The organism is Janthinobacterium sp. DSP2-3-3, assembly GCF_049897325.1.
Classification (GTDB): Bacteria; Pseudomonadota; Gammaproteobacteria; order Burkholderiales; family Burkholderiaceae_D; genus Janthinobacterium.
In genome coordinates, this window is record NZ_JAFCWA010000004.1 from 103,910 (window position 1) to 127,363 (window position 23,454).

The window sequence follows — 23,454 nt, forward strand, 5'->3', positions numbered from 1 at the left end:
TTGATTTTTAAAACATATTTTCTATACAAGCCTAAGGAACGATGGCATATTAGTTGGGTAGCGAATAGCACGCCCGTTCGTTTAGAAACCAGAAAAAAGACCGAGGAGACAAAATGCATCAAACAAAATTCGCGCTGGCCGTGCTGGCTGCGGCTGTCCTGGCAGGTTGCGGCGGCGCCAGTGGCGGCGATCAAACCTTGAAAGTCAAATACACGGCGCAGGTGTCGTTCGGCGACAGCCTGTCCGATGTCGGTTCGTATGCCGTGGGCACGGTGCTGGCGAAAGGTGGCGGCAAGTTCACCATCAATGGCGATAATACCAAGATCAATCCTGAATTGACGGGCAAGAACTGGACCGAACACCTGGCCGCGCAATTCGGCCTGGCCAAGCCATGTGCCGCCGAGACTGGCCTGGAAGGCAATGCTGCGCAAGGCTTGTCCGTGGCGCGCGTCAAGCATGCCGGCTGCTTCGGCTACGCCATGGGCGGTTCGCGCGTGACCAATCCTGTCGGCCCGAACAACAAGCTGACGGGCAGCGCGCTGGGCGCCCTGACCGTGCCCGTGGTGACGCAGATCGCGAACCACCTGGCTGTTTCCGGCGGCAAGTTCAGCGGCACGGAAGCCGTTTTCGTGATGGCAGGCGGTAACGACGTGCTGTATCAACTGGGCGTATTGCAAGCGGGCGCAACGGAGGCTGGCAAGGCTGCGGGCGCTGCTGCGGGCGCACAAGCCTTCGCCACCAACCTGGCACTGGCGCTGGCGGCCGGCGCCACCAATCCCGCCACGGCAGCGGCTGCCATTGGTGCCGCCATCAAAACAGCCAGTGCCGCGCCGGGCGCCACGTCCGCGACGATCGTCGGTGCCGCCGTGCAAGCGGCCATGATTGCCGGCAATGCGAATGCCCAGACGCTGGCTCCCGCCCTGGCCGCCAAGGCGCAAGCCGATGCAACGGTGACGGGCAATGCAGCTGGCGCCAAGGCCGGTGCCGAATACGCTGCGGCTCAGGGGCCGTTGCTGGTTGCCGCCATGAAACTGGCTGGCACCCAACTGGTGGCGCTGGTCAAGGACCAGGTCATCGCCAAGGGCGCCAACTATGTGGTGGTCAACAACCTGCCTGACGTGGCCGGTACGCCATCGGGCTTGAGCAAGGATGCCAATACCAAAGCGCTGATCAACGCCATGGTTAGCGCCTTCAATGGTGAACTGAGCGGCGGCCTGAGCGGCAATGCGAAAGTCTTGCTGGTTGACGTGTTTGCCGTCAGCCATGATCAGGGCACCAACCCTGGCCCGTATGGTTTGACCAACGTCAGCGAGACGGCGTGCGACTTGAGCGCGCCAGGCAATATCCTGGGCAGCTCGCTGGTCTGCAATGGCACGAACCTGAAAGCAGGCGATGTCAGCCACTACTCGTATGCCGACGATGTGCATCCTACGCCGTTCAACAATCTGTTGCTGGCCCGTTATGTGGCCAAGGACATGGTCGTGCGGGGCTGGCTGTAAGGAATGGCCGAGCCGGCTGCGTCCCCGGGACGTGGCTGGCAGTGACAAGACTGGATAGCGGAACACTCCGCACATACTGAATCAGGAGACAAGATGAAGAATCGTTTGAATACCGCGGTACGCGTGCTGGCCGCAGCTGCCGCGATGGCCATGGCGACGGGCGCTTCGGCGCAAAGCGCAGGCACCTGGATGGCCAAGGTCGGCCTCAACAAGATCACGCCGCACGTGGACAGTGGCGACATTTCCGCACCGGCACTGCCGGGCACGAAAGCCGACGTCAAGGCCGATACCAAGCCCATCCTGACCTTTGCCTACATGATCACGGACAATGTTTCCGCTGAAATGATCTTGGGCGTGCCGTACAAGCATGACTTGATGGGCGATGGTTCCATCAAGGGCACGGGTAAGCTGGGGACGGCGGAAGCCTTGCCGCCGACGGTCTTCATCCAGTACCGTTTTTTCCAGCCCAATGCGATGATCCGCCCTTACGTGGGCGCGGGTTTGACGTATGCCTATTTCCAGAAGGAAAAAGGCTCGGGCCAGATGACGGCCTTGCTGGATCCGGGTGGAAAACCAGTCACCTACCGCATGGACAACAAGCTGACAGGCAGCCTGGTGGTCGGCAGCACCCTGGCCTTCAACGAGCGCTGGTTTGCCGACGTGGCCGTGGTCAAGACCTACCTGAAAACCAGGGCGAAATTCTCGACGGGGCAGACGCAGGACATCAAGCTCGACCCGGTTGCCGTGAGTATCAGCATCGGGTATAACTTTACCCTGTAAAACAAAAAATCCGCCTCGGCGGATTTTTTTTGTCCCGCTCAGACCGGCGGTGTATTGAATTTTCCATTGTGAAAGATCAAGGGCGGCTGCGCGGCAAACGCGCATTGTTCCACTTCGCCGACGAAAATGACGTGGTCGCCTTCCGGATAGCGGCTGCGGTTGTGGCATTCGAACCAGGCCGACGCGCCTTTCAGGATGGGCTGGCCTGTGCGCGACAGTTCGTATTCGACGTCGTCAAAGGGATTCGGCGTGCGGCGTGAAAAGCGCTGCGCCAGTTCCGCCTGGTCGGCGCCCAACACATTGATGACGTAATGCGAGTTGCCACTGAAAATGGGCATGCTGTTGGCCACGGAACCGAGGCTCCACAGCACCAGGGGCGGCGACAGCGAGACGGAATTGAAGGAGCTGGCCGTCAAGCCACGGAAACTGCCGTCGGCCAAACGCGTGGTAATGACCGTCACGCCGGTGGCAAACTGCGACAGCGCCTGGCGGAAATGTGTCGTATCGAATTCTTGCGCTGGCGCGCGGGGAGAGCGTGTGTTCATGGGAGACCTGTCTATTTGCTGACATTATGCCAAAAATCGGCCGTGCCAGCGCAATCGTGGCCAGCGTGCCCTGATGTGCAGTGCGCCAGGCGCCGTTTCAAGGGGCGCTGCAGGCCATGGCGCTTTGCGTTACAGTAAGGAAATGATAAGAGGCAGCAGCGTTGCGGGAGGGCATCATGAATCAGCAGGCGGAAGTGGCGGTACTGGGCGGTGGCTGTTTCTGGTGCCTGGCTGCCGTGTACGCGGAAGTGCGCGGCGTGACGCGCATCGCGTCCGGCTACACGGGGGGCAGCGTGCCCGACCCCACGTATGAGCAAGTTTGCACGGGCGAGACGGGGCACGCGGAAGTGGTGCAGCTGGCATTCGATCTCGCCGTCATCCCTTACCACGACTTGCTGGAAATATTTTTTACCCTGCACGATCCCACCACCCTGAACCGGCAGGGCAACGATGTCGGCACGCAATACCGTTCCGTCATTTATTACCAGTCGGCCGGGCAGGAAAGCGTGGCGCGCAAGGTGCTCGCTGAAATGGCCGGCGTGTGGGATGCGCCCATCGTCACGCAACTGGCGCCGGCGCAAGTTTTTTATGCGGCCGAGGATTACCACCAGAATTATGTCGAGCAGCACCCCTTGCAGAGGTATTGCGCCCTGGTCGTCGCACCCAAGGTGGAGAAATTCCGCACCATGTATGCGGGTCGCCTGAAGTGAGGCCCCTCCCCAGCGCCGCGCCGCGCGCCTCTGTCAGGTGCTTAGTGCGGGCGCGGGCCTGGCGTCCTGCGCATACATATAGTTGCGTGACCAGGGCAGGGTGGAGGAGCGCCGGCCCGCCTTCACGCAGACGATCTGGTACAGGCTGATCAAATCTTGCTCGAAGGCATAGGCGCAGCCGGCCAGGTAGACGTGCCAGATGCGGAAGCGCCGTTCGCCCGCCAGCGGGCGGATCTGCTCGGCATGGGCTTCGAAATTCTCCGTCCACAGGGCACAGGTGCGCGCATAGTGGCGCCGCAGGTTTTCCACGTCCAGCACTTCCAGCCCCCCCTGCTGCATGGTCTTGAGCACATTGCCGATGTGCGCCAGCTCGCCGTGCGGAAACACATATTTCTCGATGAACTCTCCGCCGCCATACGGCGTTTCGCCATTGTCCGGGTCGGTGGAGGTGATGCCGTGATTCATCGCCATGCCATCCGGTGCCAGCAGCTTGTGGATGATGGAAAAGTACTCGGGTAAGTGTTTGAGGCCCACATGCTCGAACATGCCCACGCTGGTGATGCGGTCGAACTGCCCCGCCACGTCGCGGTAGTCCTGCAGGCGGATCTCGACCAGGTGCGCGAGGCCGGCCGCCGCCACGCGCTCGCGCGCCAGCGCGTACTGGTTATCCGACAGGGTCACGCCCACACAGCGGGCGCCATATTGCTGCGCGGCACGGATGACCAGCGCACCCCAGCCGCAGCCGATGTCGAGCAGGGTCTGGCCCGGCTGTAGCTGGATTTTCTTCAGGATATAATCGATCTTCTTGAGCTGCGCCTGCGCCAGGGTTTCATCGCCATCTTCAAAATAGGCGCAGGAATACACGAGGGCGGGGTCGAGAAACTGTTCATAGAAGGCGTTCGACACATCGTAGTGGTAGCGGATGGCCTCGGCATCCTTGCTCTTGTCGTGTGTAAAGCTGCGCACGATACGGGCCAGCTTGCCTTCCGGTTTCAGGGTAGTGCGCGCCAGCGCATTGCAGATGGAAATCATGTCCTGGGCCGTGCCCCTGACTTCGATATTGCCTTCCACATAGGCCGAGCCCAAATTGGCCAGCGAGGGATTGAGCAGATAGCGTGCTGAGGCGATGGTCGGCAGGCGGATGGTGACTCTAGGCGCTTCGCTGGACAGGTCCACATGCTGGCCATTCCACAATTCTATGCGGAGCGGCAAGGCGGTCTTGCTGCGGATGCTGGCGACCCAGGACTTGAGCTGGTTTTGTACAAACAAAATAGCCTCCAATGAAGCGGCCCCAGCTGGGGCCGCAAATTGAGAAACAATGTTATTTAGTAACTTCTATCCGCATAGCCTACACCTATATTGACCAGCTTGCTTTGCGTCGCCTTGCCTGCGCGCTTAAGGTTGCAAACGCTGCATGCTCCATTGCCCGTCAGCATCGCGGGTAAACACGATGCGGTCGTGGAAGCGCGAACGGCGTCCCTGCCAGAATTCGATGCGCTGCGGCTGCAAACGGTAGCCGCCCCAGTGGGCCGGGCGCGGTGGCTGGGCGTCGCCGACAGCGGCGGCCACGGCCGCGTAATGGCTTTCCAGCGTGGCACGGCTTTCAATGGGGGCGCTTTGCTGCGAGGCAATCGCCGACAAGCGGCTTTGTAAGGGGCGCACATTGAAATACTCATCGCTCTCGGCCGCCGTGGTTTTCACCACCGTGCCTTCGATGCGCACTTGCCGCTCCAGCTCGCCCCAGAAGAACAGCAGGGCGGCGTGCGGGTTGTGTTCCAGGTGCTGCCCCTTGTCGCTGTGGTAATTCGTGTACCAGGTAAAGCCGCGCTCGTCGAACTGCTTGATCAGCACGATGCGCGAGCTGGGCTTGCCGTCGGGACTGACGGTCGCCAGGCTCATGGCGTTGGGCTCCATCACCTGGGCCTTGACGGCTTCGGCAAACCATTTCTGGAACATGGCGATGGGATCGGCCAGCACGTCCGTCTCGCTCAGGCTCGATTGCACGTAGTCGGTGCGCATCGCCGCCAGCACGGCGGCCGCGTCCGGCGCTGCGGAGGCTTCTGGCGCATCGGGCGCGATGCCGCGGCGGCGCTGCATGGCCGTGCCCAGCTGCTCCATCTGTTGCGCGCTGAACAGCCGCTTCGCCATGGGCGCCAGCTGGCCCTCTTCCTTGGCCATGTGGGCCTGGTAGGCGGCATCGTAATCGCGCACGCCGTCGGCGGACAGCTGCGTGTCCCTGCCGGCCGCGATGGCGTCCAGTTCCGGACGCAGGGTCAGCCAGGCCTGGTCCATGCGCTGGTGGTCGGCCAGGATTTCCGGCACCAGGGTCGCCAGCAGGGCTGCATCGTCGCCCGTGGCCGTCGCCTGCAGCATGGGCATCAGGTCTTGCTCTTCATCGTCATGGTGCAAATGGGCGGCTTTATTGAAATATTGCAACACCGCCTTGGCCGCCTGCTGCGCGTCCGCCGTGTTGCCGTGCTGCGCCAGGTGGCCCAGCAAGTTTTGCAGGGTCGTCAGTTGCTTGCGGATCTTGTCGTGGCAATGCTTGAGCACGGCGATGGGCTGGTCAAAGCCGGGAACGGAGTCGAACAGGGGAGAGGTCATGGCGAGTTCTCGTGGTGGGCGGTGTGGGGGCGCGGCGACAGTGCGGCTTGTCGCTGTGTCAATTCGTCTATTTTAGAATATCCGCCAGCGCAGTGTCCGTTAAAATGGCGTCATGCATACCTCCACCAATGAACTAATTCCCATGGACTTGACCGAGATCGATTTTGAACGGCGTTTCGGCGGCATTACCCGCCTGTACGGCGCCCCGGCGTTGGAACGCTTCCGCGCCGCCCATGTGTGTGTGATCGGCGTGGGCGGTGTCGGATCCTGGATCGTCGAAGCGTTGGCGCGCAGCGCCATCGGCCGCCTGACCCTGATCGACCTGGACAATGTTGCCGAATCGAATATCAATCGCCAGATCCAGGCCATGAGCGACACCATCGGCAAGGCCAAGATCACGGCCCTGGCCGAACGCATCGAATTGATCAACCCCTTGTGCCAGGTCACGCAGATCGAGGATTTTATTACCCCCGATAATCTGGAGCAGTTGCTGGGCGGGCGCGATTTCGACTATCTGGTCGATGCCATCGACAATGCCAAGGCCAAGGCGGCCGTGATCGCGTATTGCCGCGCGCACAATCTGCCCATGCTGACCATCGGCAGCGCGGGCGGGCAGACGGACCCGACCCTGATCGCCGTGCGCGACCTGTCGAAAACGGAGCAGGAACCGCTGCTCAAGCGTGTACGCAAGCTGTTGCGTACCGAATATGGTTTCCCTCGTGGCGTGAAAAACAAATTCAACGTCGATGCCGTGTTTTCCATGGAGCCGCTGAGCGTGCCCGAGAGCGCGGAAGCGTGCGCCGTCGATGGCACGGCGGCCGGCGTGACGGGCTTGAATTGCGCCGGCTTCGGTTCCAGCGTGGTGGTGACGGCCAGCTTCGGCATGGTGGCGGCCGCCCATGCGCTGAAAAGCTTGCGCCAGCCTGGGGCCTCAGCCTTGCCGGAACTTGTCTAAGTCCATTCCGGCAGCACCAGTCCTTCTTGTGCGCCGGCAGCGGGTGTGGAAAGTGTAAGTCTTGTGACAGGGTTTTCAACTTCGGGCAGTGGTTTGCTATTATTGTTGTCCCTGCGCTATCTGGACTGCAGGCATCTCACCGAAACTCACTGAAAGAATACATCATGACGCGTAGCTCCGTTTTGTTTGCCCTGATCTGCTCCGTCGCCGCGTCGCTGGCGCAGGCACAGGCGCCAGCGCCTGTTCCCGCCTCCGCCGTCTCGCTGAGCCCCGGCCCTGTCGCCGATAAATTGATCCTGATCGACAACAAGGTCGGCACGGGCAAGGAAGCGTCCGCCGGCAATGCCGTTACCGTGCACTACACGGGCTGGCTGTACCGTCCCCTGGCGAAAGATTCGCGCGGCAAGAAGTTCGACAGCTCCGTAGGCCGTGGCCCGTTCGACTTCCCGCTCGGCAAGGGCATGGTCATCAAGGGCTGGGACCAGGGCGTGGCCGGCATGAAAGTGGGCGGCAAGCGCACCCTGATCATTCCAGGCGAACTGGCTTACGGCCCGCGCGGCGCCGGCAATGGCGACATTCCGCCGAACTCGGCACTGATCTTCGATGTGGAATTGCTGGACGTGAAGTAATTGTTCAGTTTCGGCAGCGCACCACGTGCGCTGCCGTGAAAAAGCGGTAGACTGGGATTTTCTGATATAGCTGTGGAGACTCCCATGAACATCGCCAACGACGTCACTGAACTGATCGGCAACACCCCCCTGGTGCGCATCAACCGCATCGCCACCGGCTGCAGTGCCACCATCCTGGCCAAACTCGAATTCTACAATCCCGCGCACAGCGTCAAGGACCGCATCGGCCTGTCCATGATCGTCGCTGCTGAAGCAGCGGGCAAGATCCATCCCGATACCGTCATCGTCGAGCCCACCAGCGGCAACACGGGTATCGCGCTGGCCATGGTGTGCGCCGCGCGCGGCTACCGCTGTACCCTCGTCATGCCCGACACCATGAGCCGCGAGCGGCGCATCCTGCTGCGCGCCTATGGCGCCGAGCTGGTGCTCACGCCGGGCAGCGAAGGCATGCTGGGCGCCATCCGCAAGGCCGAGGAAATGGTGGCGGCCGACCCGCGCTACCTGATGTTGCAGCAGTTCAATAACCCGGCCAATCCCGCCATTCACCGCGCCACGACGGCCGAGGAAATCTGGCGCGACACGGATGGGCAAGTCGACATCGTCGTCGCCGGCGTGGGCACGGGCGGCACGATCACCGGCATCGGTGAGGTGTTGAAGGAGCGCAAGCCCGGCCTGCAAGTGATTGCCGTGGAACCGGAAGCGTCGCCGATGCTGTCGAAAGGCACGAAAGGACCGCACCCGATCCAGGGCATCGGCGCCGGTTTCGTGCCGCAGATTTTGAACACCGCCATCTACGATGAAATCATCTGCGTGAAGAGCGACGATGCGTTCGCCACGGCGCGCCTGGCCGCCAGCGACGAAGGCTTGCTGGTCGGCATTTCGTCGGGCGCCGCCCTGTGGGCCGCCCTGCAAGTGGCGCGCCGTCCGGAAAACGCGGGCAAGACCATCGTCACCATCATCCCGTCGTTTGGCGAACGCTACCTGAGCACGGCCTTGTACGCGGGCTTGGGCGACTGAGCGTTGCCCCGTCCGGCTGGGCATTGACCGTGGCCCCGGTAGACCGGCGCAGCAGATGGGCGCCGGTTGAACTTGCCCTGGCGAAATATGCGTCAGGCAGGCACGGCAGGCGCAGTACAATACCGCCTACTGGGCCGTAATGGTTCGGCCCGTATTGTGCCTTTGAATGGAAATATGTTCCTGGTAAAACCTGAACGCCGCCGCCTGCTGCAGGTGGGCGCGACCGTGGCTGTCATTGCGCTGGGCCTGGCCTCGCGCGCCTATCCCCAATTCCTGCCTGCTGTGCTCGGCAAGTATCCGGGCGACGCCCTGTGGGCCATGATGATCGTCTTTGCGCTGGGCAGCATCGCCACGCGCATGCGCACGTGGCAGCTGGCGCTGACTTCGCTGCTGATCTGCTTTGCCGTCGAATGTGGCCAGTTGTACCAGGCGCCATGGATCGTCGAGCTGCGCGCGCATCCGCTGGGGCACCTGGTGCTGGGCTCCACCTTTGGCTGGGCCGACTTGATCGCCTACACGGCCGGGGTGGCCGTGGCGGCGTTCATCGATAAGCTGGCGCTGTTCAAGCGCCGCTAGTCTTATTTGACCTTACCTTCAGCATCGCGCAGTTCCACGGGCGCCAGTTTCAGCTTGGACAATTGCGGCGCGATCTTCGCCATGTCACCCACGCCGATGACGATCAGCTTTTCCGGCTGCAGGTATTTCTTTGCCACTTGCTGCACCTGCTTGTCCGTGACGCCGGCAAAGCGCTGCGGCAGGGTCGCGTAGTAGTCGAGGCCCAGGCCGTAGATATACGTGTTGGCCATGCTGGCGCTGATGCTGGCATTCGTCTCGAACTGGCCCGGCAGCGACAGTACCTGCGAATTGCGTGCATTCGACAATTCCTTGGCCGTTAAGGGCTTGGCGATCATGGCGCGGATTTCCTTGAAGGTTTCCGATACGGCCGGACCCGTCACGTCGGTGCGCACGCCAGCGGCGATGGAGAACGGCCCCGGCTGGCTGCGGTACTGGAATTGCGAGCGCACGCCATACGTGTAGCCCTTCTCTTCGCGCAAATTATTGCTCAGTCGACTCGTAAACAAGCCGCCCAGCGCCGCGTTCATCACTTGCAGCGGCGCATAGTCGGGCGTCGTGCGGGCCACGGCGATGGTCGACAGGCGCACGGCCGTCTGCGGTGCGCCCGGTTTGTCGACCAGGATCAACCTGGCTTTCGTCGTGACCGGCGTCGCTGTCACGGACGGCGCCACCGTGCCCGCCTTCCAGCTGCCGAACTTGGCTTCGGCCAGCGCCTTCAATTCCGCGGCGCCGATATCGCCCGAGACGATCAGGGCCGCATTGTTGGGCACATAATGCTGCTGCCAGAACGCCTGCAGGTCGGCGCGGCTGGTGGCCTTCAGGGCCGCTTCCGTGCCCAGCTGGATGGTGCCGTACGGATGCCGCGGGCCATACAGGGCCGCCGCTTCCACGCGGGCCGCCACGGCCCCCGCGTTTTCGCGCTGCTGCGCCAGTTCGCCGATGCGGCTGGCGCGCTGGCGTTCCACCTCGTCTTGCGGGAACTGCGGGTGCTGCACCACGTCGGCCAGCACGTCGAGTGCTTGCGGGAAGGTGGTTTTCAGCGACGTCAGCTGGGCGAACGAGGCATCCGCGCCGGAACCGGTGCCCAGAAAAGCACCCAGTTGCGCCACGTCGTCGGCGATCTGCGGCGCGCTGCGCGTGGCCGTGCCTTCCTGCAGCAATTGCGCCGTAAAGCCCGACAAGCCCGGCTGCGCCAGCGGATTGGCGCCCGAACCGCTTTTCACCACCAGCTGGGTCGACACCAGCGGCACGGCCGGGTTGTAATTGTGGATCACGGTCAAGCCATTGCTCAAGGTGAAGGACGTCGCTTGCGGTAGCACGATCTTCGGCGCGGGCCCGGCCTTCGGCACGGCGCTGCGCCACGGCTCATCCGCATTGATGGCCGTGCCTGGCGCCGCCTTGACCTTGCCAGGTGCCGGCGTCGGTACTTCCGCGCCCAGGTCCGGCGTGCCCGGCACGCCATACACCACCACGCGCGCCTGGTTTTTCAGGTAGGTATCGACGGCGCGCTGCACGCCGGCCGCCGTCACCTGGCGGTAGCGTTCGATATCCTTGCCCAGGTAACCGGGGTCGCCCAGGTACTGGTTGTACTGGTTCATCATGTTGGCGTTGCCGCCGACCTTTTCCACCTGGCTCAGCATGCTCGTCTCGATGCTGTTGCGGGCCCGTTCCAATTCCTTCCCGGTGGGCCCGTTGGCGCGCAATTGCTCCAGCTCCGCCTGCATGGCTTGCTCGATTTCCTCGGGCTGGTGGCCGGGGCGCGCCGTCACGTCGATGGTAAACACGGAGGTGAGGGCGTTCGAGCTCTGGTTGGCGCCCACGTCCTGCGCAATCTGCTTGTCGTACACCAGGGACTTGTACAGGCGGCTGGACTTGCCGCCGGCCAAGATCTGCGCGGCCATCGACAGCTCCGCGTCATCCTTGGCGTAGGCGGACGGAGTCAGCCAGGCCATGAAGACGCGCGGCAATTCGACCCGGTCCTGCACCACGACGCGGCGTTCCTGCGTGATGGGTGGCGTCACGACATTGGGCTTGGCCACGGCGGGGCCGCTCTTGAAGCTGCCAAAGTATTGCTTGACCAGTTGCTTGGTCTTCGCCTTGTCGATGTCGCCGGCGATCACCAGGCTGGCGTTGTTGGGGCCATAGTATTGGGTAAAGAATTCCTTGATGTCGGCCAGTTTCGCGTTCTGGATATCCGCATGCGAACCGATGACGCTGGCGTAATACGGGTGGGTCTTGGGAAACAGCTGGTGATACAGGGCTTCCTGCACGATGCCGTAGGGCGCGTTTTCCACGCTTTGGCGGCGTTCGTTGCGCACCACGTCTTGCTGGTTCGTCAGCGCCGTCTGGTCGAGCACGTCCAGCAGATAGCCCATACGGTCGGAATGGGCCCACAGGGCCAGTTCCAGCTGGTTCGATGGCACCGTGTCGAAATAATTGGTGCGGTCGAAATCCGTGCTGCCGTTCGAATCGGTGGCGCCCGCGCCTTCCAGCAACTGGTCGGCCATGCCGCGCGGCACGTGCTTGGTGGCGGCAAACATCATGTGCTCGAACAGATGCGCAAAGCCCGTCAGCCCCGGCGCTTCATTGGCCGGACCCACGTGGTACCAGACGTTGACGGCTGTGACGGGTAATTTATGGTCTTCCACGAGAATCACGTCGAGGCCATTCGGCAGCGTGTATTTTTCGTAGGCAATATTTGGCATGGCCGTGGCTGCCGTCGCGGCGGCGGCAACGGCGGCGTGGGCCAGGGTGAGCGGGGCGCCGTACAGCGACAGCATCAGGGCGGGAATGGCCAACAGTTTGATCGGTTTCATGCATGCTTCCAGGCTAGGGTGGGGAAGACGCTGCGGCTCGCTCGTGGCTGGCGCAGCGCGACGGTGCTACGGTCGGTGCTACAGTTTATACAGCAGGGCCGCGCCTCCCAGCACCAGCAGCGCGCAGGCGAGCGAGACGATGGCGGCCGCGCCCAGCAAGCGCCATTCGCGCGGCGTAAAGCTGGCCGACCCGGCCGGCGATGGCGCGGGTATGGGCGCTTCCGGCGCCGGCTGGGGCATGGCTGCCGTCGGCAAGGCCGGCAAGCCGCCCGCTGCGCGCGCCTGCGCCGCCAGCGCTTGCGTGGCGGCGTCCAGCAAGGCCAGCTGGCGCTCGACGGTTTCCGCCAGCACCGCTTCGTTCAGCGCCACCAGGGCGAATATCGGGTCGTCCACGTCGACCTTGATGCCCGTCTTGTCGAACACGTGGCTGCGCAGTTTGTGCTGGTCCATCTACCATTGCACCTTGTCGAGTTGTTCGAAGATGTCGCGGTAGACAACCTTGATGCGCTGTTTTTCCATGATGTTGAACTTGTCGTTCTGCAGCACTTCCTGCATTGTCAGGCGTGCCGTGTTCATTTTCTTGACGTCCGCGCCAAAGGTGTCGGGATTGCGCTGGCTCAAGGTAATGCTGCCCTTGACGCGCGCGCGGTTGTCGGCATACGACTGCGATTCGATAAACTGCTTGCCGGACGCCGATTGCAGCAGGCCGAAGTGTTCGTTTTGCCACAGCACCAGCGGCACTTTCGTCGATTGCGCCGTGGCGACAAAGCCCGTGGCCGTGTCGTGCAGGGTGTCGCCGCCGCCGACGATGGTGTGGATGTACACTTTGCGGCCCGATTCTTCCAGCAGCGAGAAGCAATCGTTTTCCAGCAGATAGCCCATCAGCGGCGAAAAGGTATTCGCGCCATTGTCGATCACGCAGTTGCCGTCTGTGTCGAGGATGTCGATCATCAGCGCGTCGAAGCGTTTCGGGTCGATGTTGCGTGCATCCGTCATCACGGGCACATGCTTGACGTTCATCGCCTTGTAGCGCGAGAAAGTGGCGTTTTCCTGATCGGTGTCATAGCAGCGCAAAGGCGTGTCGTCCTTGCCGCCTATCCATTGGGCCAGCAGGGTCGATACCAGGGTCTTGCCGATGCCGCCCTTGCCCTGCAGGATGAAATGTACCGTGTTTTGCATTGCGACTACTCCAAGTTGTTGCGTCAGTGACAATCAAAGATCCGTGACAGCGGCGCGGGCGCCAAGCCAGGCCACGACTGGCATTTTTACCACAATTCTTTGCAAATATGCCATGCGCGAGAGCGAATCTGGTTATGATGTTAATCAGGATACCATTGATACAGAGCAAGTTTTGTGTGAAAAATTCCACCCCAGAGTGTGAACGAGGACGCAGTGCCGATCTCCAGTCTCGATAAAGCCGACATAGACCGTCTGAATCAGCAAGCCCTGTCTTGCCTGGTCGGCAACCGCCGCCAGGCACGCCGGCTGGCGCAGATGGCCCTGGCGGCGGCGCAACGACAACAGTATGCGCGCGGTGGCGCGTATGCGGAACTCAATCATTGCTGGCTGGCGTATTACGCGGGTGAGGCCGAACCATCGTGCGAGCGCCTGCGCGCGTATTTCCAGCACGGCGGCGACCTGGAAGGGGGAATGGAAGTAGCTGCCCTGCAAGGCGCGTATGCGAGCCGGCGCGGCGATTTTGCCGCTGCCGAACAGCACTTCCTGCAGGCGCGCAGCCAGGCCGCGCAGCTACCCGACTCGCTGCACAAGTTCATGCTGTACGCGCGCCTGGGCGTCGATGCCCTGAACCGTGGCGATACGCAGGATGGCCCGCGCAATTTTTTGCTGGCGCTCGATATCGCCGAACGTTTTGGCAGCCCCGCACACCGGGTCAACAGCCTATCGAACCTGGCGTCATCGCAGCATGACCTGGGCAACGACGAAGACGCCATCCCCCTGTTGGTCGAGGCGCTCGAAATCATCGGCACGCAAAAGCTCAAATACCAGCAAACCATCGTCTCGGCCAACCTGGCCATGTGTCTGTTGGCCACCGGCAAGCCGGCCGAGGCGCTGGCGCTGGTGGAACCGTTTTACGAGTGGCCGGAAGAAGACCTGGCCATCCGCGCCTTTTTGTTCTGCATCGCCGCCCATGCCGCCATCTTGCTGCAGCGGCCCGAGAGCGCCATGCAATTGCTGTTGCGGGCCGAAGAATATGCGCGCCGCGGCCAGGACCTGGAAGAGCAGATGCATGCGTGGCTGGTGCGGGGCAAGCTGGACTTGCATGCGGGCCAGACGGCGCAGGCGCTGGCTTCGCTGACGCAGGCGCACAGCCTGCTGAGCTGGACGCGCAATCCGTTTCACCAGCAGCAGATTTTGCGCGGGCTGGCCGAGATCAATGCCCTGATGGGCGACTGGCAAGCCGCGTACGGCTTCCTGCAGCAATACCAGGCCGTGTTCGAGGCCAGCAGCAAGTCGGGGCGCGCCTCGCGCAGCCTGATGCGCAACCTGGAAAAGGAAATGCATAGCCTGAAGGCCGAGCGCGACAAGGCGCTGGAGCTGCAGGCGGCGCGCGAAACGGAAAACGTCAAGCTCGAGCACCTGAACCGCGAGCTGGCGCACCAGATACTGCATGTCAATTCCTTGCAGGACAGCCTGAAGGAGCAGGCCATGCGCGACCATCTTACGGGCCTGTACAACCGCCGCCATTTTGAAACCTGTCTGAATGCCATCCTGCACGCGGCCGACGCGGATGCGCCCGTGGCCATCGCCATCATCGACCTGGATTTTTTCAAGCGCGTCAACGATACCTACGGGCATAACTTTGGCGATGAAGTGCTGATCCAGTTTGCGCGCCTGGTGGAGAGCCAGCTGCGCGGCAGCGACATGGTGTGCCGTTATGGTGGCGAGGAATTCTGCCTGCTGTTGCGCGAAGCCGATAGCAGCATCGCTGCGCACAAGATCGACGATATCGCCGCGCGCTACCGCCAGTTGCTGATCCGGCAGGCGCCGCACAGCTTGACGGGCTGCACCTTTTCAGCCGGTATCGCGGAGTATCCGCGCCATGGCGCCGGCCGCCACGAGTTGCTGATGCGCGCCGACAGCGCCCTGTATGCGGCCAAGCAGGCGGGCCGCGACCGCGCCTGCATCGCCGAGATCAGTTGATAAACCGCAAGAGCCCCTGCAGGGCATGAATGACGGCCTGTTCGCGCACGGCTTGCCGATCGCCGGCAAACACCAGCCGTTGCGTCTGCACGCGCCCGTGCATGGCCCAGCCGAAGCAGACGGTGCCGACGGGCTTGCCGGGCACGCCGCCCGTGGGGCCGGCGATACCCGTGGTCGAGACAGCCACCTGGGCATCGCTGTGGGCCAGGCTGCCTTGCGCCATGGCGGCGGCCACTTCCTCGCTGACGGCGCCGTGTGCGGCGATCAGCTCGGCGGGCACGTCCAGCATGCTGCTCTTGGCCCCGTTGGAATAGGTGACGAAGCCCCGTTCGAACCAGGCGCTCGAGCCCGAGACGTCGGTGACCGCCTGCGCCACGCCGCCGCCCGTGCACGATTCGGCCGTGGCCAGCAGCAGGCCCTTCGCCTGCAAGGCCAGGCCGACTGCGGTGGAGAGGGGGACGAGTGGGTTGCTCATGGATGACTCCTGCATGCGGTGGAAAGGGTGGCAAGACTGTAGCATGGTCGACGGTAAAAGAAACTTTCCCCGGTAACAGCGAAAATGCGTACACTCTTTTATACATTTGCTACCACTTCGGGCCGGCAGGCGGGCTGTTGCCGCGCCGCCCTGGTGCGCATCGCCAGAATAGGCACGCGGCATGGTGCCGCGTCGTCGTATGTATTATCTTTACTCGGTTGTCATGGCAATTCTGAACTGGACCTGGTGGCGTCATTCTGGCCCTTTGCGCAGCCCCGTGCGCGGCGCTGGCCGCCGCTCTCTCCGCTGGAGCTGGCTATTGCTGCTCTTGGGCGTGCTGTGCGCCAATGCGCAGGCGCAGGTGCCGGGGGAGCTGGAGCGCCAGGTCAAGGCCGCGTATCTGTACAAGTTTGCCGGCTATGTTGAGTGGCCCGACGGCAGCTTTGCCCGGCCCGACTCTCCGCTGGTGATCGGCGTGGCGGGGGCCGATGCGCTGGCCGAGCAGCTCGAACAGAGCGTGGCCGGGCATAGCGTCAACGGCCGCGCCGTGCAGGTGAAAAAAGTGCGCCGCGGCGAAGCGCTGGCCGGACTGCACGTGCTGTACCTGGGCGCGCTGGATAAAGCGGCGCTGCAGGAGATGCTGGCCGCCAGCCGTGGCCTGGCGTTGCTGACGGTATCCGATTCGGATGAGGTCTACGCGATGGGCAGCATGATCAATTTTGTGATGGCCGAAGACAAGGTGCGCTTCGACGTGGCCCTGAAGCCGGTGGCGCAGGCACATATCCGCATCAGCGCGCGCATGCTGCTGGCCGCCTATCGCGTGCAAACGGGGGGCGCCTAGATGATCAGACTGCGTTCCATCCGCCACAAGCTGATGTCGGTGGTCTTGCTGACCACCCTGGTGGCGCTCGTCATTTCGCTGGGCACCATCGTCGTCTATGACTTGCGCGCCTACCACCGCAACCTGGTGGCCGACATCAGCACCCAGGCCGAACTGCTGGGGCACATGAGTTCGGCCGCGCTGGCCTTCGACGACGAACGCCTGGCGCTGGAAAACCTCAACCTGATGCGCATCCGCCCGCGCGTCTCGGCCGGCGCCCTGTATAAGGCCGATGGCAGTCTGTTTGCCAGCTACCGCGCGAACCAGGGTGTGGGTGAGTTGCCGGCGAAGGCGGGCAAGGAAGGCGCAAGCATCCAGGGCAGCTCTGTGGAATTGTTCAAGCCCATCGTCGACAATGGCGAATTGCTGGGCACCGTGTACCTGCGCGCCGATTATGAGCTGGCCGGCCGCACGGCCGACTACCTGGCCATCGCGCTGAGCGTGACGGTGCTGGCGCTGCTGGTGGCCTTGCTGCTGCTGCGCCGCCTCGATTTCGTCATCACGCAGCCCATCCTCGATATCGCCGACGTGGCGCGCGAAGTGATCGAGACGGGCGACTATTCGCGCCGGGCGCGCAAGCTCAGTGTCGACGAAGTGGCGCAACTGGTCGATTCCTTCAACAAGATGCTGGCCGAGATCGAGCTGCGCACGCAGGCGCTGGAGCGCTCGAACGGCGAACTGGCGCGCGAAGGCGAGCAGCGTACCCAGGCGCAGCAGGAAGTCATGCGCCTGAACCAGGAACTGGAAGTGCGCGTGCACGAGCGCACGATGCAGCTGGAAATGACGAATGGCGAACTGGCCATGGCGATGGAAGAGGCGCGCAGCGCCAACTATGCCAAGTCGGCGTTCCTGTCGTCGATGAGCCATGAATTGCGCACGCCGCTGAATGCCATCCTGGGCTTCGCGCAAATCCTCAGTTCCGACCGCCTGCCGTCGACCCTGGAGCAAAAGAAGGAGTTCGCCGGCCATATCCTGAAATCGGGGCGCCATTTGCTGACCTTGATCAATGAAATCCTCGACCTGGCGAAGGTGGAATCGGGCACGGTCAGCCTGTCGCTGGAACCGGTGGGCCTGGACGCCATCTTGCAGGAATGCCGCGACATGATCGCGCCGCTGGCCAGCCAGCGCGGCATCGGCATGGCCTTCCCCGATGCCTACCCCCTGAACGTGTTGGCCGACCGCACGCGCCTGAAGCAGATTTTATTGAACCTGCTGTCGAATGCGCTCAAGTACAACCGCGCGCAGGGGCAGGTAGCCATCAATTGCGCGCCGCAGGCGGGCGGGCGAGTGCGCATCAGCGTGCGCGACACGGGCGTGGGCCTCACCGCCGAACAGCTGGCGCTGCTGTTCCAACCCTTCAACCGGCTGGGGCAGGAGGGCGGCACGGAAGAAGGCAGCGGCATCGGTCTGGTGGTCACCAAGCGCCTGGTGGAGCTGATGGATGGCAGCATCGGCGTGACCAGCGCACCCGGCGAGGGCAGCACCTTCTGGATTGAGCTGCGTAGGGTCGATGCCTTGCCCGTACCCGTGGCCCCGGCCTTGCCGCGGCCGGATCTGGCCGCAGCGCTGCTCGACAACAGCGCCCCCGTGACCTTGCTGTACGTGGAAGACAATCCCGCCAACCTGACCCTGGTCGAGGAAATCGTGCGCTACTGCCCGCAATTGCAACTGCTGACGGCAACGGATGGCCGCCTGGGCGTGGAGATGGCGCGCACGCACCTGCCGCAGCTGATCTTGATGGACATCAACCTGCCAAATGTGAATGGCACGGACGCGCTGAAACTGCTGCGCGCCGATCCGCGCACGGCGCACATTCCCGTCATCGCCCTGACGGCCAATGCCATGCCGGGCGATGTGGAGCGCAGCATGGCGCTGGGCTTTTACCGCTATCTCACCAAGCCGATCAACCTCGATGAATTTACCGAGGCGATCAACAGTACCCTGGCTTATGTGGCGCAGCAGCGCCGGCAGAAAGGCAAGGGGGCTGCATGATCAGCCAGGCCGATATCTATGCGGCGAAAATTCTCATCGTCGACGACCAAGAAGTCAATTTGCGCCTGCTCGAGCATCTGCTGCAAAGCGGCGGTTACACGGCCATCACCAGCAGCCTCGATGCGCGCGCCGTGGCCGGCCTGCACCAGCGCCATCAGTTTGACCTGATCATCCTCGACCTGGTGATGCCCGGCATGAGCGGCTATGCCGTGATGGATACCTTGCGCCCGCTGGAGCTGGAAGGCTATCTGCCCGTGCTGGTGATCGCCGCCGACCCGGACGCCAAGCTGGCCGCGCTGGAAGCGGGCGCGTGCGACTTCATCAGCAAGCCGTTTGACGCGCTCGAAGTGCTCACGCGCATCCGCAACATGCTCGAAGTGCGCTTGCTGCACCGCGCCGCGCGCCATTACAACACGCTGCTCGAACGCACGGTGGGCCAGCGCACGGCCGAACTGCAGCGCTTTCGCGGCGCCATGGACGCCGCCACCGACGCCATCTTCCTCGTCGACGTGCAGGGCATGACCCTGGTGGACATCAACGACGGCGCTTGCCGGCTGCTCGGCTATGCGCGCGCTGAACTACTGGCGCTGGCGCCCGGCACCTTGCTGCCGTCGCCGCCCGCCCCGCCCCTGACCGCGCTGCCGGGTGGCCCGGCCCACCTGGCCACGGAAGTGACGGAATGCGAACTGGTGCGGCGCGACTTGAGCCTGGTGCCCGTGGAACTGGGCTGGCACTGGTATGCGCAGGCGCCCGTGGCGGGCGGGCAGGGTGCGGGCGGCCTGCTGCTGATCGCCGTTGCGCGCGACATCAGCGAACGGCGCCAGGCGCAGGAGCGCCTGAAGCACCTGGCCCATTACGATGGCTTGACGGGGCTGCCGAACCGCAGCCTGTTTTACCAGACCCTGGCCCAGGCCGTCGAACTGGCGCAGGAAAAAAGCTGGCGCATCGTGGTGCTGTTCATCGCGCTGGACCGTTTTAAAAGCATCAACGACACCCTGGGCGCGGCGCTGGGCGACGAACTGCTGCGCCAGTTCAGCAACCGCCTGGTCGAATGCGTGCGCCTGCGCGACACAGTGGGGCGCCTGGGCAACGACGAATTCGCACTGATCCTGACCATGAGCCGCAACCAGCAGGAAGCCGTGGCGATGGCCAACCAGGTGCGCGAAGCCTTGCGCGCGCCGTTCGACTTGCGCGGCCACGCGGCCACCCTGACGGCCAGCATCGGCATCGCCATGTATCCGGACGATGCCACCGACCCGGAAACCCTGATCAAGTATGCGAATACGGCCATGGGTGGCGCCAAGCAGGCGGGGCGAGACGGCTACCGCTTTTTCACGGCCGGCATGAATGTGCAGGTGCTGGCGCGCCTGGACCTGGAACTGGCCCTGCGCCATGCGCTCGAACACGAGCAATTCATCCTGTATTACCAGCCGAAAGTGGATTTGCGCACGGGCCGCATCAGCGGCGTGGAAGCGCTGCTGCGCTGGCGCCGTCCCGGCTACGGTCTGGTGGCGCCGGCCGAATTCGTGCCCGTGCTGGAAGACACGGGCCTGATCGTGCGCGTGGGCGCCTGGGTGATCCAGGCCGCCTGTCGCCAGATCGCCGAGTGGCGCGACAGCGAAGTGGGGCTCGTGCACGTGGCCGTGAACGTCTCGAGCCGCCAGTTTGCTGAAGGCGATCTGGAAGGCGAGGTGACGCGCGCGCTGGCGCAGCATGGCGTGGCGCCGGAACTGCTGGAACTGGAATTGACGGAAACGGCGCTGATGTCGAACGCCGAGCGCACCATCGTCGTGCTGGGCAAGTTGAAGAAGATCGGCGTGAAGGTGGCCATCGACGATTTCGGCACCGGTTATTCGAGCCTGGCTTACCTGCAGCGCTTCCCCATCGACAAGCTGAAAATCGATATCGCCTTCGTGCGCAACATCACCAGCAACCCGAACGACGCTGCCATCGCGCTGGCCATCGTCAGCATGGCACACAGCCTGAAACTGAGCGTGGTGGCCGAGGGCGTGGAATCGCGCCCGCAGCTCGAATACCTGCGGCGCAACCGCTGCGACGAGATCCAGGGCTTTTATTTCAGCCGCGCCCTGCCGGCACTGGAACTGGGGCAGATGATCGTTGCCGGCGCCGGCCTGCCGCCCGGCCACGACCCGGCTGCCCAGCCGGCGCAAACCCTGCTCATCGTCGACGATGACGTCAACGTGCTGTCGTCCTTGCACCGTCTGTTCCGTCCCGAGGGCTATCAAATTCTCACGGCCAGCACCCCGGCCGAAGGGTTTGAAATGCTGGCGCTGCACCGCGTGCACGTGATCGTCTGCGACCAGCGCATGCCCAGCATGAGCGGCACGGAATTCTTGAGCAAAGTCAAAGAGCTGTACCCGGAAACCATCCGCATCATCCTGTCCGGCTACACGGGCCTCGAAGCGGTACTCGACTCGATCAACCGGGGCGCCATCTACCGTTTTTATACGAAACCGTGGGATGACACCCAGCTGCGCGACAACATCCGCCTGGCCTTCCAGCACTACTGGATGGTGAACCAGCCGGGGCTGGCGCGGGTGGCGGTGCGCTAACTCAGTCGCTGAAGTGGTCGAAGGACGATAACTGCAAATCGAGCGGCAAGCCTGTCGCATCCACCAGCCGCAAGCCGCTTTCCGCCTCGATGCGGCCTACGCGCGTGACGGGCGTGGCGCAGCTGGTCGCCAGCGCGGCGATGGCGTCGCGTGACGATGGGGGCGCCGTGAAGCATAGTTCATAGTCGTCGCCGCCGGCGGCCGTGTAGCGGCGGCGCAGCGGCGTGTCCTGCCGCGCCAGCACGGGGCCGGCAGGCAGGGCGTCGACATCCAGGGTGGCACCCACCTGCGAGGCTTTTAATATGTGACCGAGGTCTCCCACCAAGCCGTCCGAGATGTCGATGGCCGCATGCGCGAGGCCCGTTTCGGCCAAGGTGCAGCCCAGCGCCACACGCGGCGTGGGCGTGTGCATGCGCACCGCTGCCGTCAGCAGCTCGGCTGGCGCCAGCTCTTGCTCCATGCGGTAGCCGGCCAGCGCCAGGCGCGCGTCACCCAGGGTGCCACTGACCCAGATGTCGTCGCCCGCCACGGCCGCGCTGCGGCGCAGGGCTTGGCCCGGCGCCAGTTCGCCAAATACGGTGATGCAGATATTCAAGGGGCCCCGGGTGGTGTCGCCGCCGATCAATTCGCAGCCGAATGTATCGGCCAGCGCAAACAGGCCTTCGGCAAAGTCAGCCAGCCAGGCGCGTTCGGCTTGCGGCAGCGACAGGGCCAGGGTAAATGCCACGGGACGCGCGCCCATCGCGGCAAGGTCGGACAGGTTCACGGCCAGGCTCTTGTGCCCCAGCATGCGGGCGTCGGCGCCGGCAAAGAAGTGCCGGTCTTCGACCAGCATGTCCGAGGAGATGGCGATCTGCTTGCCGGCGCCGGGCGTGAGCAGCGCGCAATCGTCGCCGATACCCAGGGTGGCGCGGCCGGGGCGCTGGCGCACGAAATATTGTTTGATCAGGTCGAATTCGGAAAGCGCGTCGTGTGGGGCCATGGCGTAGTCTGTGCGTTGAATGATGGTGTGACCCGGCTATTATAGGCTGGCCTACAATACAGGCCTTTGCCACTGCCGAGCCGCTTACTATGCCCATTATCGATATTCACGTCTTGTTGCAATCCTGGCTAGACCATGGCTGGCTGCGCGACCCGCAAGCCGTCGGTCTGACCACTTTCGAGGCGCAGGAGCTGGTAGCGCACGGCTTCGATGCCGTCAGCGACGGCGGCCAGCTGTGCCTGTACGAGGACGAGCGCCTGTTCCGCCGCGCCGGGCGGCCCGTGCGGGCATCGTTCAAGCTGTATCTGCAGCGCGGCCAGCTGGGTGCGAATGGCCTGGACCTCGGTTATCAGGTGCACCTGGCCGGCTTCCTGCGTGCGGCGCGGCAGCCTTTGCCGGCGTTTCGCGTGCTGCTGGAGCAGGGCGGCCGCAGCGGCGCCCTGCTGTTCGACAGCGGCCTGGTGCTGCAGTTTTCCGCCAACTTGCGCGGCAAGCCCCGCCATTACTACCTGACCTTGGTCGAGGGCCATGTGGCCGACGCCCAGATGCCAGACCGCGATAGCGATATCGACTTGCGCGCGGCCAGCGCGGGCCATGTCCAGGCCCTGTACGACAGCCGTGACCCGGCTGAACTGCAGCGCCTGGCCCGGCGCGGCAATGCGGCGCTGCGCGAGCTGGCGCACCTGCTTTCCTAAATTTTCTTCGCCTGTGCCATGCCCTGCAGCAGCTTGGCCAGCAACTGGTCGAGCTGGTGCTGTTCGTCCGCGTTCAAGGGCGAGAGCATGGCGCGCTCGTTCTCCACGTGCAGCAGCACCAGCTGTTCAATCAATGCCAGGCCCTGGGGCGTCAGGGCCACTAGCACGCCGCGCCGGTCCGTCGGATGCTTTTGGCGTTCGATCAGGTCGGCCGCTTCCAGCCGGTCGATGCGGTTGGTCATGCCGCCCGAGGACAGCATGGCCGCTTCGTACAGCGCCGTCGGCGTCAGGCTGTAGGGCGTGCCCGAGCGGCGCAATGTCGCCAGCACGTCGAATTCTCCCGGCTGCAAACCGTGCTCGGCAAACAGCGGGTTGAGCCAGTCGCGCGCCATCAGTTGCGCCACCGTGCCCAGCTGGCCCACCAGCTGCATGGCATGCGTATCCATCTGCGGCAGTTCGCGCTGCCATTGTGCGGCGGCAAATTGCGCGCGTGTGTGTTCTTGCGGGGTAGTTGTCATGGGGTTCCATTTATCTCGACCTCAAGATAGATTTATATCTTTATGT

The 23,454-nt window shown here is 63.5% G+C and carries 21 protein-coding genes; 12 read left to right on the top strand and 9 right to left on the bottom strand.

All coding sequences use genetic code 11. From position 1 onward, the window contains the following. Positions 1-113: 113 nt before the first annotated feature. On the top strand, positions 114-1,499 hold the full coding sequence (locus ACP7DE_RS09475) for an SGNH/GDSL hydrolase family protein (RefSeq protein ID WP_426071867.1): 1,386 nt from the start codon (positions 114-116) through the stop codon (positions 1,497-1,499). Positions 1,500-1,592: 93 nt separating this feature from the next. Beyond that, on the top strand, positions 1,593-2,279 hold the full coding sequence (locus tag ACP7DE_RS09480) for an OmpW/AlkL family protein (RefSeq protein WP_426071868.1): 687 nt from the start codon (positions 1,593-1,595) through the stop codon (positions 2,277-2,279). A 38-nt stretch (positions 2,280-2,317) separates the two neighbouring features. Here the strand turns inward: ACP7DE_RS09480 and ACP7DE_RS09485 are convergent, their stop codons facing one another. Further along, positions 2,318-2,824, bottom strand: a complete 507-nt coding sequence (locus ACP7DE_RS09485) for a flavin reductase family protein (protein ID WP_426071869.1) — start codon at positions 2,822-2,824, stop codon at positions 2,318-2,320. Positions 2,825-3,000: 176 nt separating this feature from the next. On the opposite strand from ACP7DE_RS09485, the gene msrA reads away from it, so the two are divergent. Beyond that, positions 3,001-3,534 carry a peptide-methionine (S)-S-oxide reductase MsrA gene (msrA, locus tag ACP7DE_RS09490; protein ID WP_426071870.1) on the top strand — a complete coding sequence of 178 codons (534 nt, stop codon included), beginning with the start codon at positions 3,001-3,003 and terminating at the stop codon, positions 3,532-3,534. 33 nt (positions 3,535-3,567) lie between these two features. Here the strand turns inward: msrA and ACP7DE_RS09495 are convergent, their stop codons facing one another. Both ACP7DE_RS09495 and pdxH read right to left on the bottom strand, forming a co-directional pair. Further along, entirely contained in the window at positions 3,568-4,803 is a 1,236-nt protein-coding gene (locus ACP7DE_RS09495; protein WP_426071871.1) for a class I SAM-dependent methyltransferase, read from the bottom strand. A 126-nt stretch (positions 4,804-4,929) separates the two neighbouring features. Next, entirely contained in the window at positions 4,930-6,138 is a 1,209-nt protein-coding gene (gene pdxH, locus ACP7DE_RS09500) for a pyridoxamine 5'-phosphate oxidase (RefSeq protein WP_426071872.1), read from the bottom strand. 112 nt (positions 6,139-6,250) lie between these two features. Here pdxH and tcdA point away from each other — a divergent pair, with 112 nt between their 5' ends. The 4 genes from tcdA (at position 6,251) to ACP7DE_RS09520 (ending at position 9,315) form a co-directional block, all read left to right on the top strand. After that, positions 6,251-7,093 carry a tRNA cyclic N6-threonylcarbamoyladenosine(37) synthase TcdA gene (gene tcdA / locus ACP7DE_RS09505; RefSeq protein WP_426071873.1) on the top strand — a complete coding sequence of 281 codons (843 nt, stop codon included), beginning with the start codon at positions 6,251-6,253 and terminating at the stop codon, positions 7,091-7,093. A 164-nt stretch (positions 7,094-7,257) separates the two neighbouring features. Then, complete coding sequence (locus tag ACP7DE_RS09510; RefSeq protein WP_035822462.1) at positions 7,258-7,722, top strand: FKBP-type peptidyl-prolyl cis-trans isomerase; 465 nt, start codon at positions 7,258-7,260, stop codon at positions 7,720-7,722. Between the two features lie 84 nt (positions 7,723-7,806). Further along, the gene (cysK, locus tag ACP7DE_RS09515) at positions 7,807-8,739 is read left to right on the top strand and encodes a cysteine synthase A (RefSeq protein ID WP_426071874.1); all 933 of its coding nucleotides are present in this window, start codon (positions 7,807-7,809) and stop codon (positions 8,737-8,739) included. Positions 8,740-8,913: 174 nt separating this feature from the next. Beyond that, positions 8,914-9,315: a DUF2809 domain-containing protein gene (locus ACP7DE_RS09520; protein WP_426071875.1), complete on the top strand. Its 402-nt coding sequence runs from the start codon at positions 8,914-8,916 to the stop codon at positions 9,313-9,315. 2 nt (positions 9,316-9,317) lie between these two features. Here ACP7DE_RS09520 and ACP7DE_RS09525 read toward each other — a convergent pair whose 3' ends face one another. The 3 genes from ACP7DE_RS09525 to ACP7DE_RS09535 all read right to left on the bottom strand — a co-directional run bounded on the left by ACP7DE_RS09525 (position 9,318) and on the right by ACP7DE_RS09535 (position 13,310). Next, positions 9,318-12,131 carry a M16 family metallopeptidase gene (locus ACP7DE_RS09525; protein ID WP_426071876.1) on the bottom strand — a complete coding sequence of 938 codons (2,814 nt, stop codon included), beginning with the start codon at positions 12,129-12,131 and terminating at the stop codon, positions 9,318-9,320. A 78-nt stretch (positions 12,132-12,209) separates the two neighbouring features. Next, positions 12,210-12,581: a hypothetical protein gene (locus ACP7DE_RS09530; protein WP_426071877.1), complete on the bottom strand. Its 372-nt coding sequence runs from the start codon at positions 12,579-12,581 to the stop codon at positions 12,210-12,212. Further along, positions 12,582-13,310, bottom strand: a complete 729-nt coding sequence (locus ACP7DE_RS09535; protein WP_426071878.1) for a hypothetical protein — start codon at positions 13,308-13,310, stop codon at positions 12,582-12,584. It lies immediately after the preceding gene. A 213-nt stretch (positions 13,311-13,523) separates the two neighbouring features. Between ACP7DE_RS09535 and ACP7DE_RS09540 the strand changes: the two genes are divergently transcribed. Continuing rightward, on the top strand, positions 13,524-15,293 hold the full coding sequence (locus ACP7DE_RS09540; protein WP_426071879.1) for a diguanylate cyclase: 1,770 nt from the start codon (positions 13,524-13,526) through the stop codon (positions 15,291-15,293). Here the strand turns inward: ACP7DE_RS09540 and ACP7DE_RS09545 are convergent. Beyond that, a complete protein-coding gene (locus ACP7DE_RS09545) occupies positions 15,286-15,768 on the bottom strand; it encodes a CinA family protein (RefSeq protein ID WP_426071880.1) in 483 nt (160 codons plus the stop codon). The genes ACP7DE_RS09540 and ACP7DE_RS09545 overlap by 8 nt on opposite strands. A gap of 223 nt (positions 15,769-15,991) precedes the next feature. Between ACP7DE_RS09545 and ACP7DE_RS09550 the strand changes: the two genes are divergently transcribed. The 3 genes from ACP7DE_RS09550 to ACP7DE_RS09560 are packed head-to-tail and all read left to right on the top strand — an operon-like array spanning position 15,992 to position 21,213. Beyond that, positions 15,992-16,609, top strand: a complete 618-nt coding sequence (locus ACP7DE_RS09550; protein ID WP_426071881.1) for a YfiR family protein — start codon at positions 15,992-15,994, stop codon at positions 16,607-16,609. Further along, entirely contained in the window at positions 16,610-18,640 is a 2,031-nt protein-coding gene (locus ACP7DE_RS09555) for an ATP-binding protein (protein WP_426071882.1), read from the top strand. It abuts the gene before it with no gap. Next, complete coding sequence (locus ACP7DE_RS09560; protein WP_426071883.1) at positions 18,637-21,213, top strand: EAL domain-containing protein; 2,577 nt, start codon at positions 18,637-18,639, stop codon at positions 21,211-21,213. Before ACP7DE_RS09555 ends, ACP7DE_RS09560 begins: the two co-directional genes overlap by 4 nt. A 1-nt stretch (position 21,214) precedes the next feature. Here ACP7DE_RS09560 and thiL read toward each other — a convergent pair whose 3' ends face one another. After that, entirely contained in the window at positions 21,215-22,195 is a 981-nt protein-coding gene (thiL, locus tag ACP7DE_RS09565; protein ID WP_426071884.1) for a thiamine-phosphate kinase, read from the bottom strand. An 89-nt stretch (positions 22,196-22,284) separates the two neighbouring features. On the opposite strand from thiL, the gene ACP7DE_RS09570 reads away from it, so the two are divergent. Beyond that, positions 22,285-22,890 carry a hypothetical protein gene (locus ACP7DE_RS09570; RefSeq protein WP_426071885.1) on the top strand — a complete coding sequence of 202 codons (606 nt, stop codon included), beginning with the start codon at positions 22,285-22,287 and terminating at the stop codon, positions 22,888-22,890. Here the strand turns inward: ACP7DE_RS09570 and ACP7DE_RS09575 are convergent. Beyond that, positions 22,887-23,408 (bottom strand): MarR family winged helix-turn-helix transcriptional regulator, encoded by a 522-nt coding sequence (locus tag ACP7DE_RS09575; protein WP_426071886.1) that lies wholly within the window; start codon positions 23,406-23,408, stop codon positions 22,887-22,889. The two genes, ACP7DE_RS09570 and ACP7DE_RS09575, sit on opposite strands and share 4 nt — an antisense overlap. Between the last annotated feature and the right edge of the window lie 46 nt (positions 23,409-23,454).

Bases quoted from the DNA above. Each gene is read 5' to 3' on its own strand.
- ACP7DE_RS09535 (WP_426071878.1), bottom strand. From the start codon at position 13,310: ATGCAAAACACGGTACATTTCATCCTGCAGGGCAAGGGCGGCATCGGC.
- tcdA (WP_426071873.1), top strand. From the start codon at position 6,251: ATGCATACCTCCACCAATGAACTAATTCCCATGGACTTGACCGAGATC.
- cysK (WP_426071874.1), top strand. From the start codon at position 7,807: ATGAACATCGCCAACGACGTCACTGAACTGATCGGCAACACCCCCCTG.
- ACP7DE_RS09575 (WP_426071886.1), bottom strand. From the start codon at position 23,408: ATGACAACTACCCCGCAAGAACACACACGCGCGCAATTTGCCGCCGCA.
- ACP7DE_RS09555 (WP_426071882.1), top strand. From the start codon at position 16,610: ATGATCAGACTGCGTTCCATCCGCCACAAGCTGATGTCGGTGGTCTTG.
- ACP7DE_RS09550 (WP_426071881.1), top strand. From the start codon at position 15,992: ATGGCAATTCTGAACTGGACCTGGTGGCGTCATTCTGGCCCTTTGCGC.
- msrA (WP_426071870.1), top strand. From the start codon at position 3,001: ATGAATCAGCAGGCGGAAGTGGCGGTACTGGGCGGTGGCTGTTTCTGG.
- ACP7DE_RS09560 (WP_426071883.1), top strand. From the start codon at position 18,637: ATGATCAGCCAGGCCGATATCTATGCGGCGAAAATTCTCATCGTCGAC.
- ACP7DE_RS09480 (WP_426071868.1), top strand. From the start codon at position 1,593: ATGAAGAATCGTTTGAATACCGCGGTACGCGTGCTGGCCGCAGCTGCC.
- ACP7DE_RS09525 (WP_426071876.1), bottom strand. From the start codon at position 12,131: ATGAAACCGATCAAACTGTTGGCCATTCCCGCCCTGATGCTGTCGCTG.
- ACP7DE_RS09530 (WP_426071877.1), bottom strand. From the start codon at position 12,581: ATGGACCAGCACAAACTGCGCAGCCACGTGTTCGACAAGACGGGCATC.
- ACP7DE_RS09570 (WP_426071885.1), top strand. From the start codon at position 22,285: ATGCCCATTATCGATATTCACGTCTTGTTGCAATCCTGGCTAGACCAT.
- thiL (WP_426071884.1), bottom strand. From the start codon at position 22,195: ATGGCCCCACACGACGCGCTTTCCGAATTCGACCTGATCAAACAATAT.
- ACP7DE_RS09520 (WP_426071875.1), top strand. From the start codon at position 8,914: ATGTTCCTGGTAAAACCTGAACGCCGCCGCCTGCTGCAGGTGGGCGCG.
- ACP7DE_RS09485 (WP_426071869.1), bottom strand. From the start codon at position 2,824: ATGAACACACGCTCTCCCCGCGCGCCAGCGCAAGAATTCGATACGACA.
- ACP7DE_RS09545 (WP_426071880.1), bottom strand. From the start codon at position 15,768: ATGAGCAACCCACTCGTCCCCCTCTCCACCGCAGTCGGCCTGGCCTTG.
- ACP7DE_RS09475 (WP_426071867.1), top strand. From the start codon at position 114: ATGCATCAAACAAAATTCGCGCTGGCCGTGCTGGCTGCGGCTGTCCTG.
- ACP7DE_RS09510 (WP_035822462.1), top strand. From the start codon at position 7,258: ATGACGCGTAGCTCCGTTTTGTTTGCCCTGATCTGCTCCGTCGCCGCG.
- pdxH (WP_426071872.1), bottom strand. From the start codon at position 6,138: ATGACCTCTCCCCTGTTCGACTCCGTTCCCGGCTTTGACCAGCCCATC.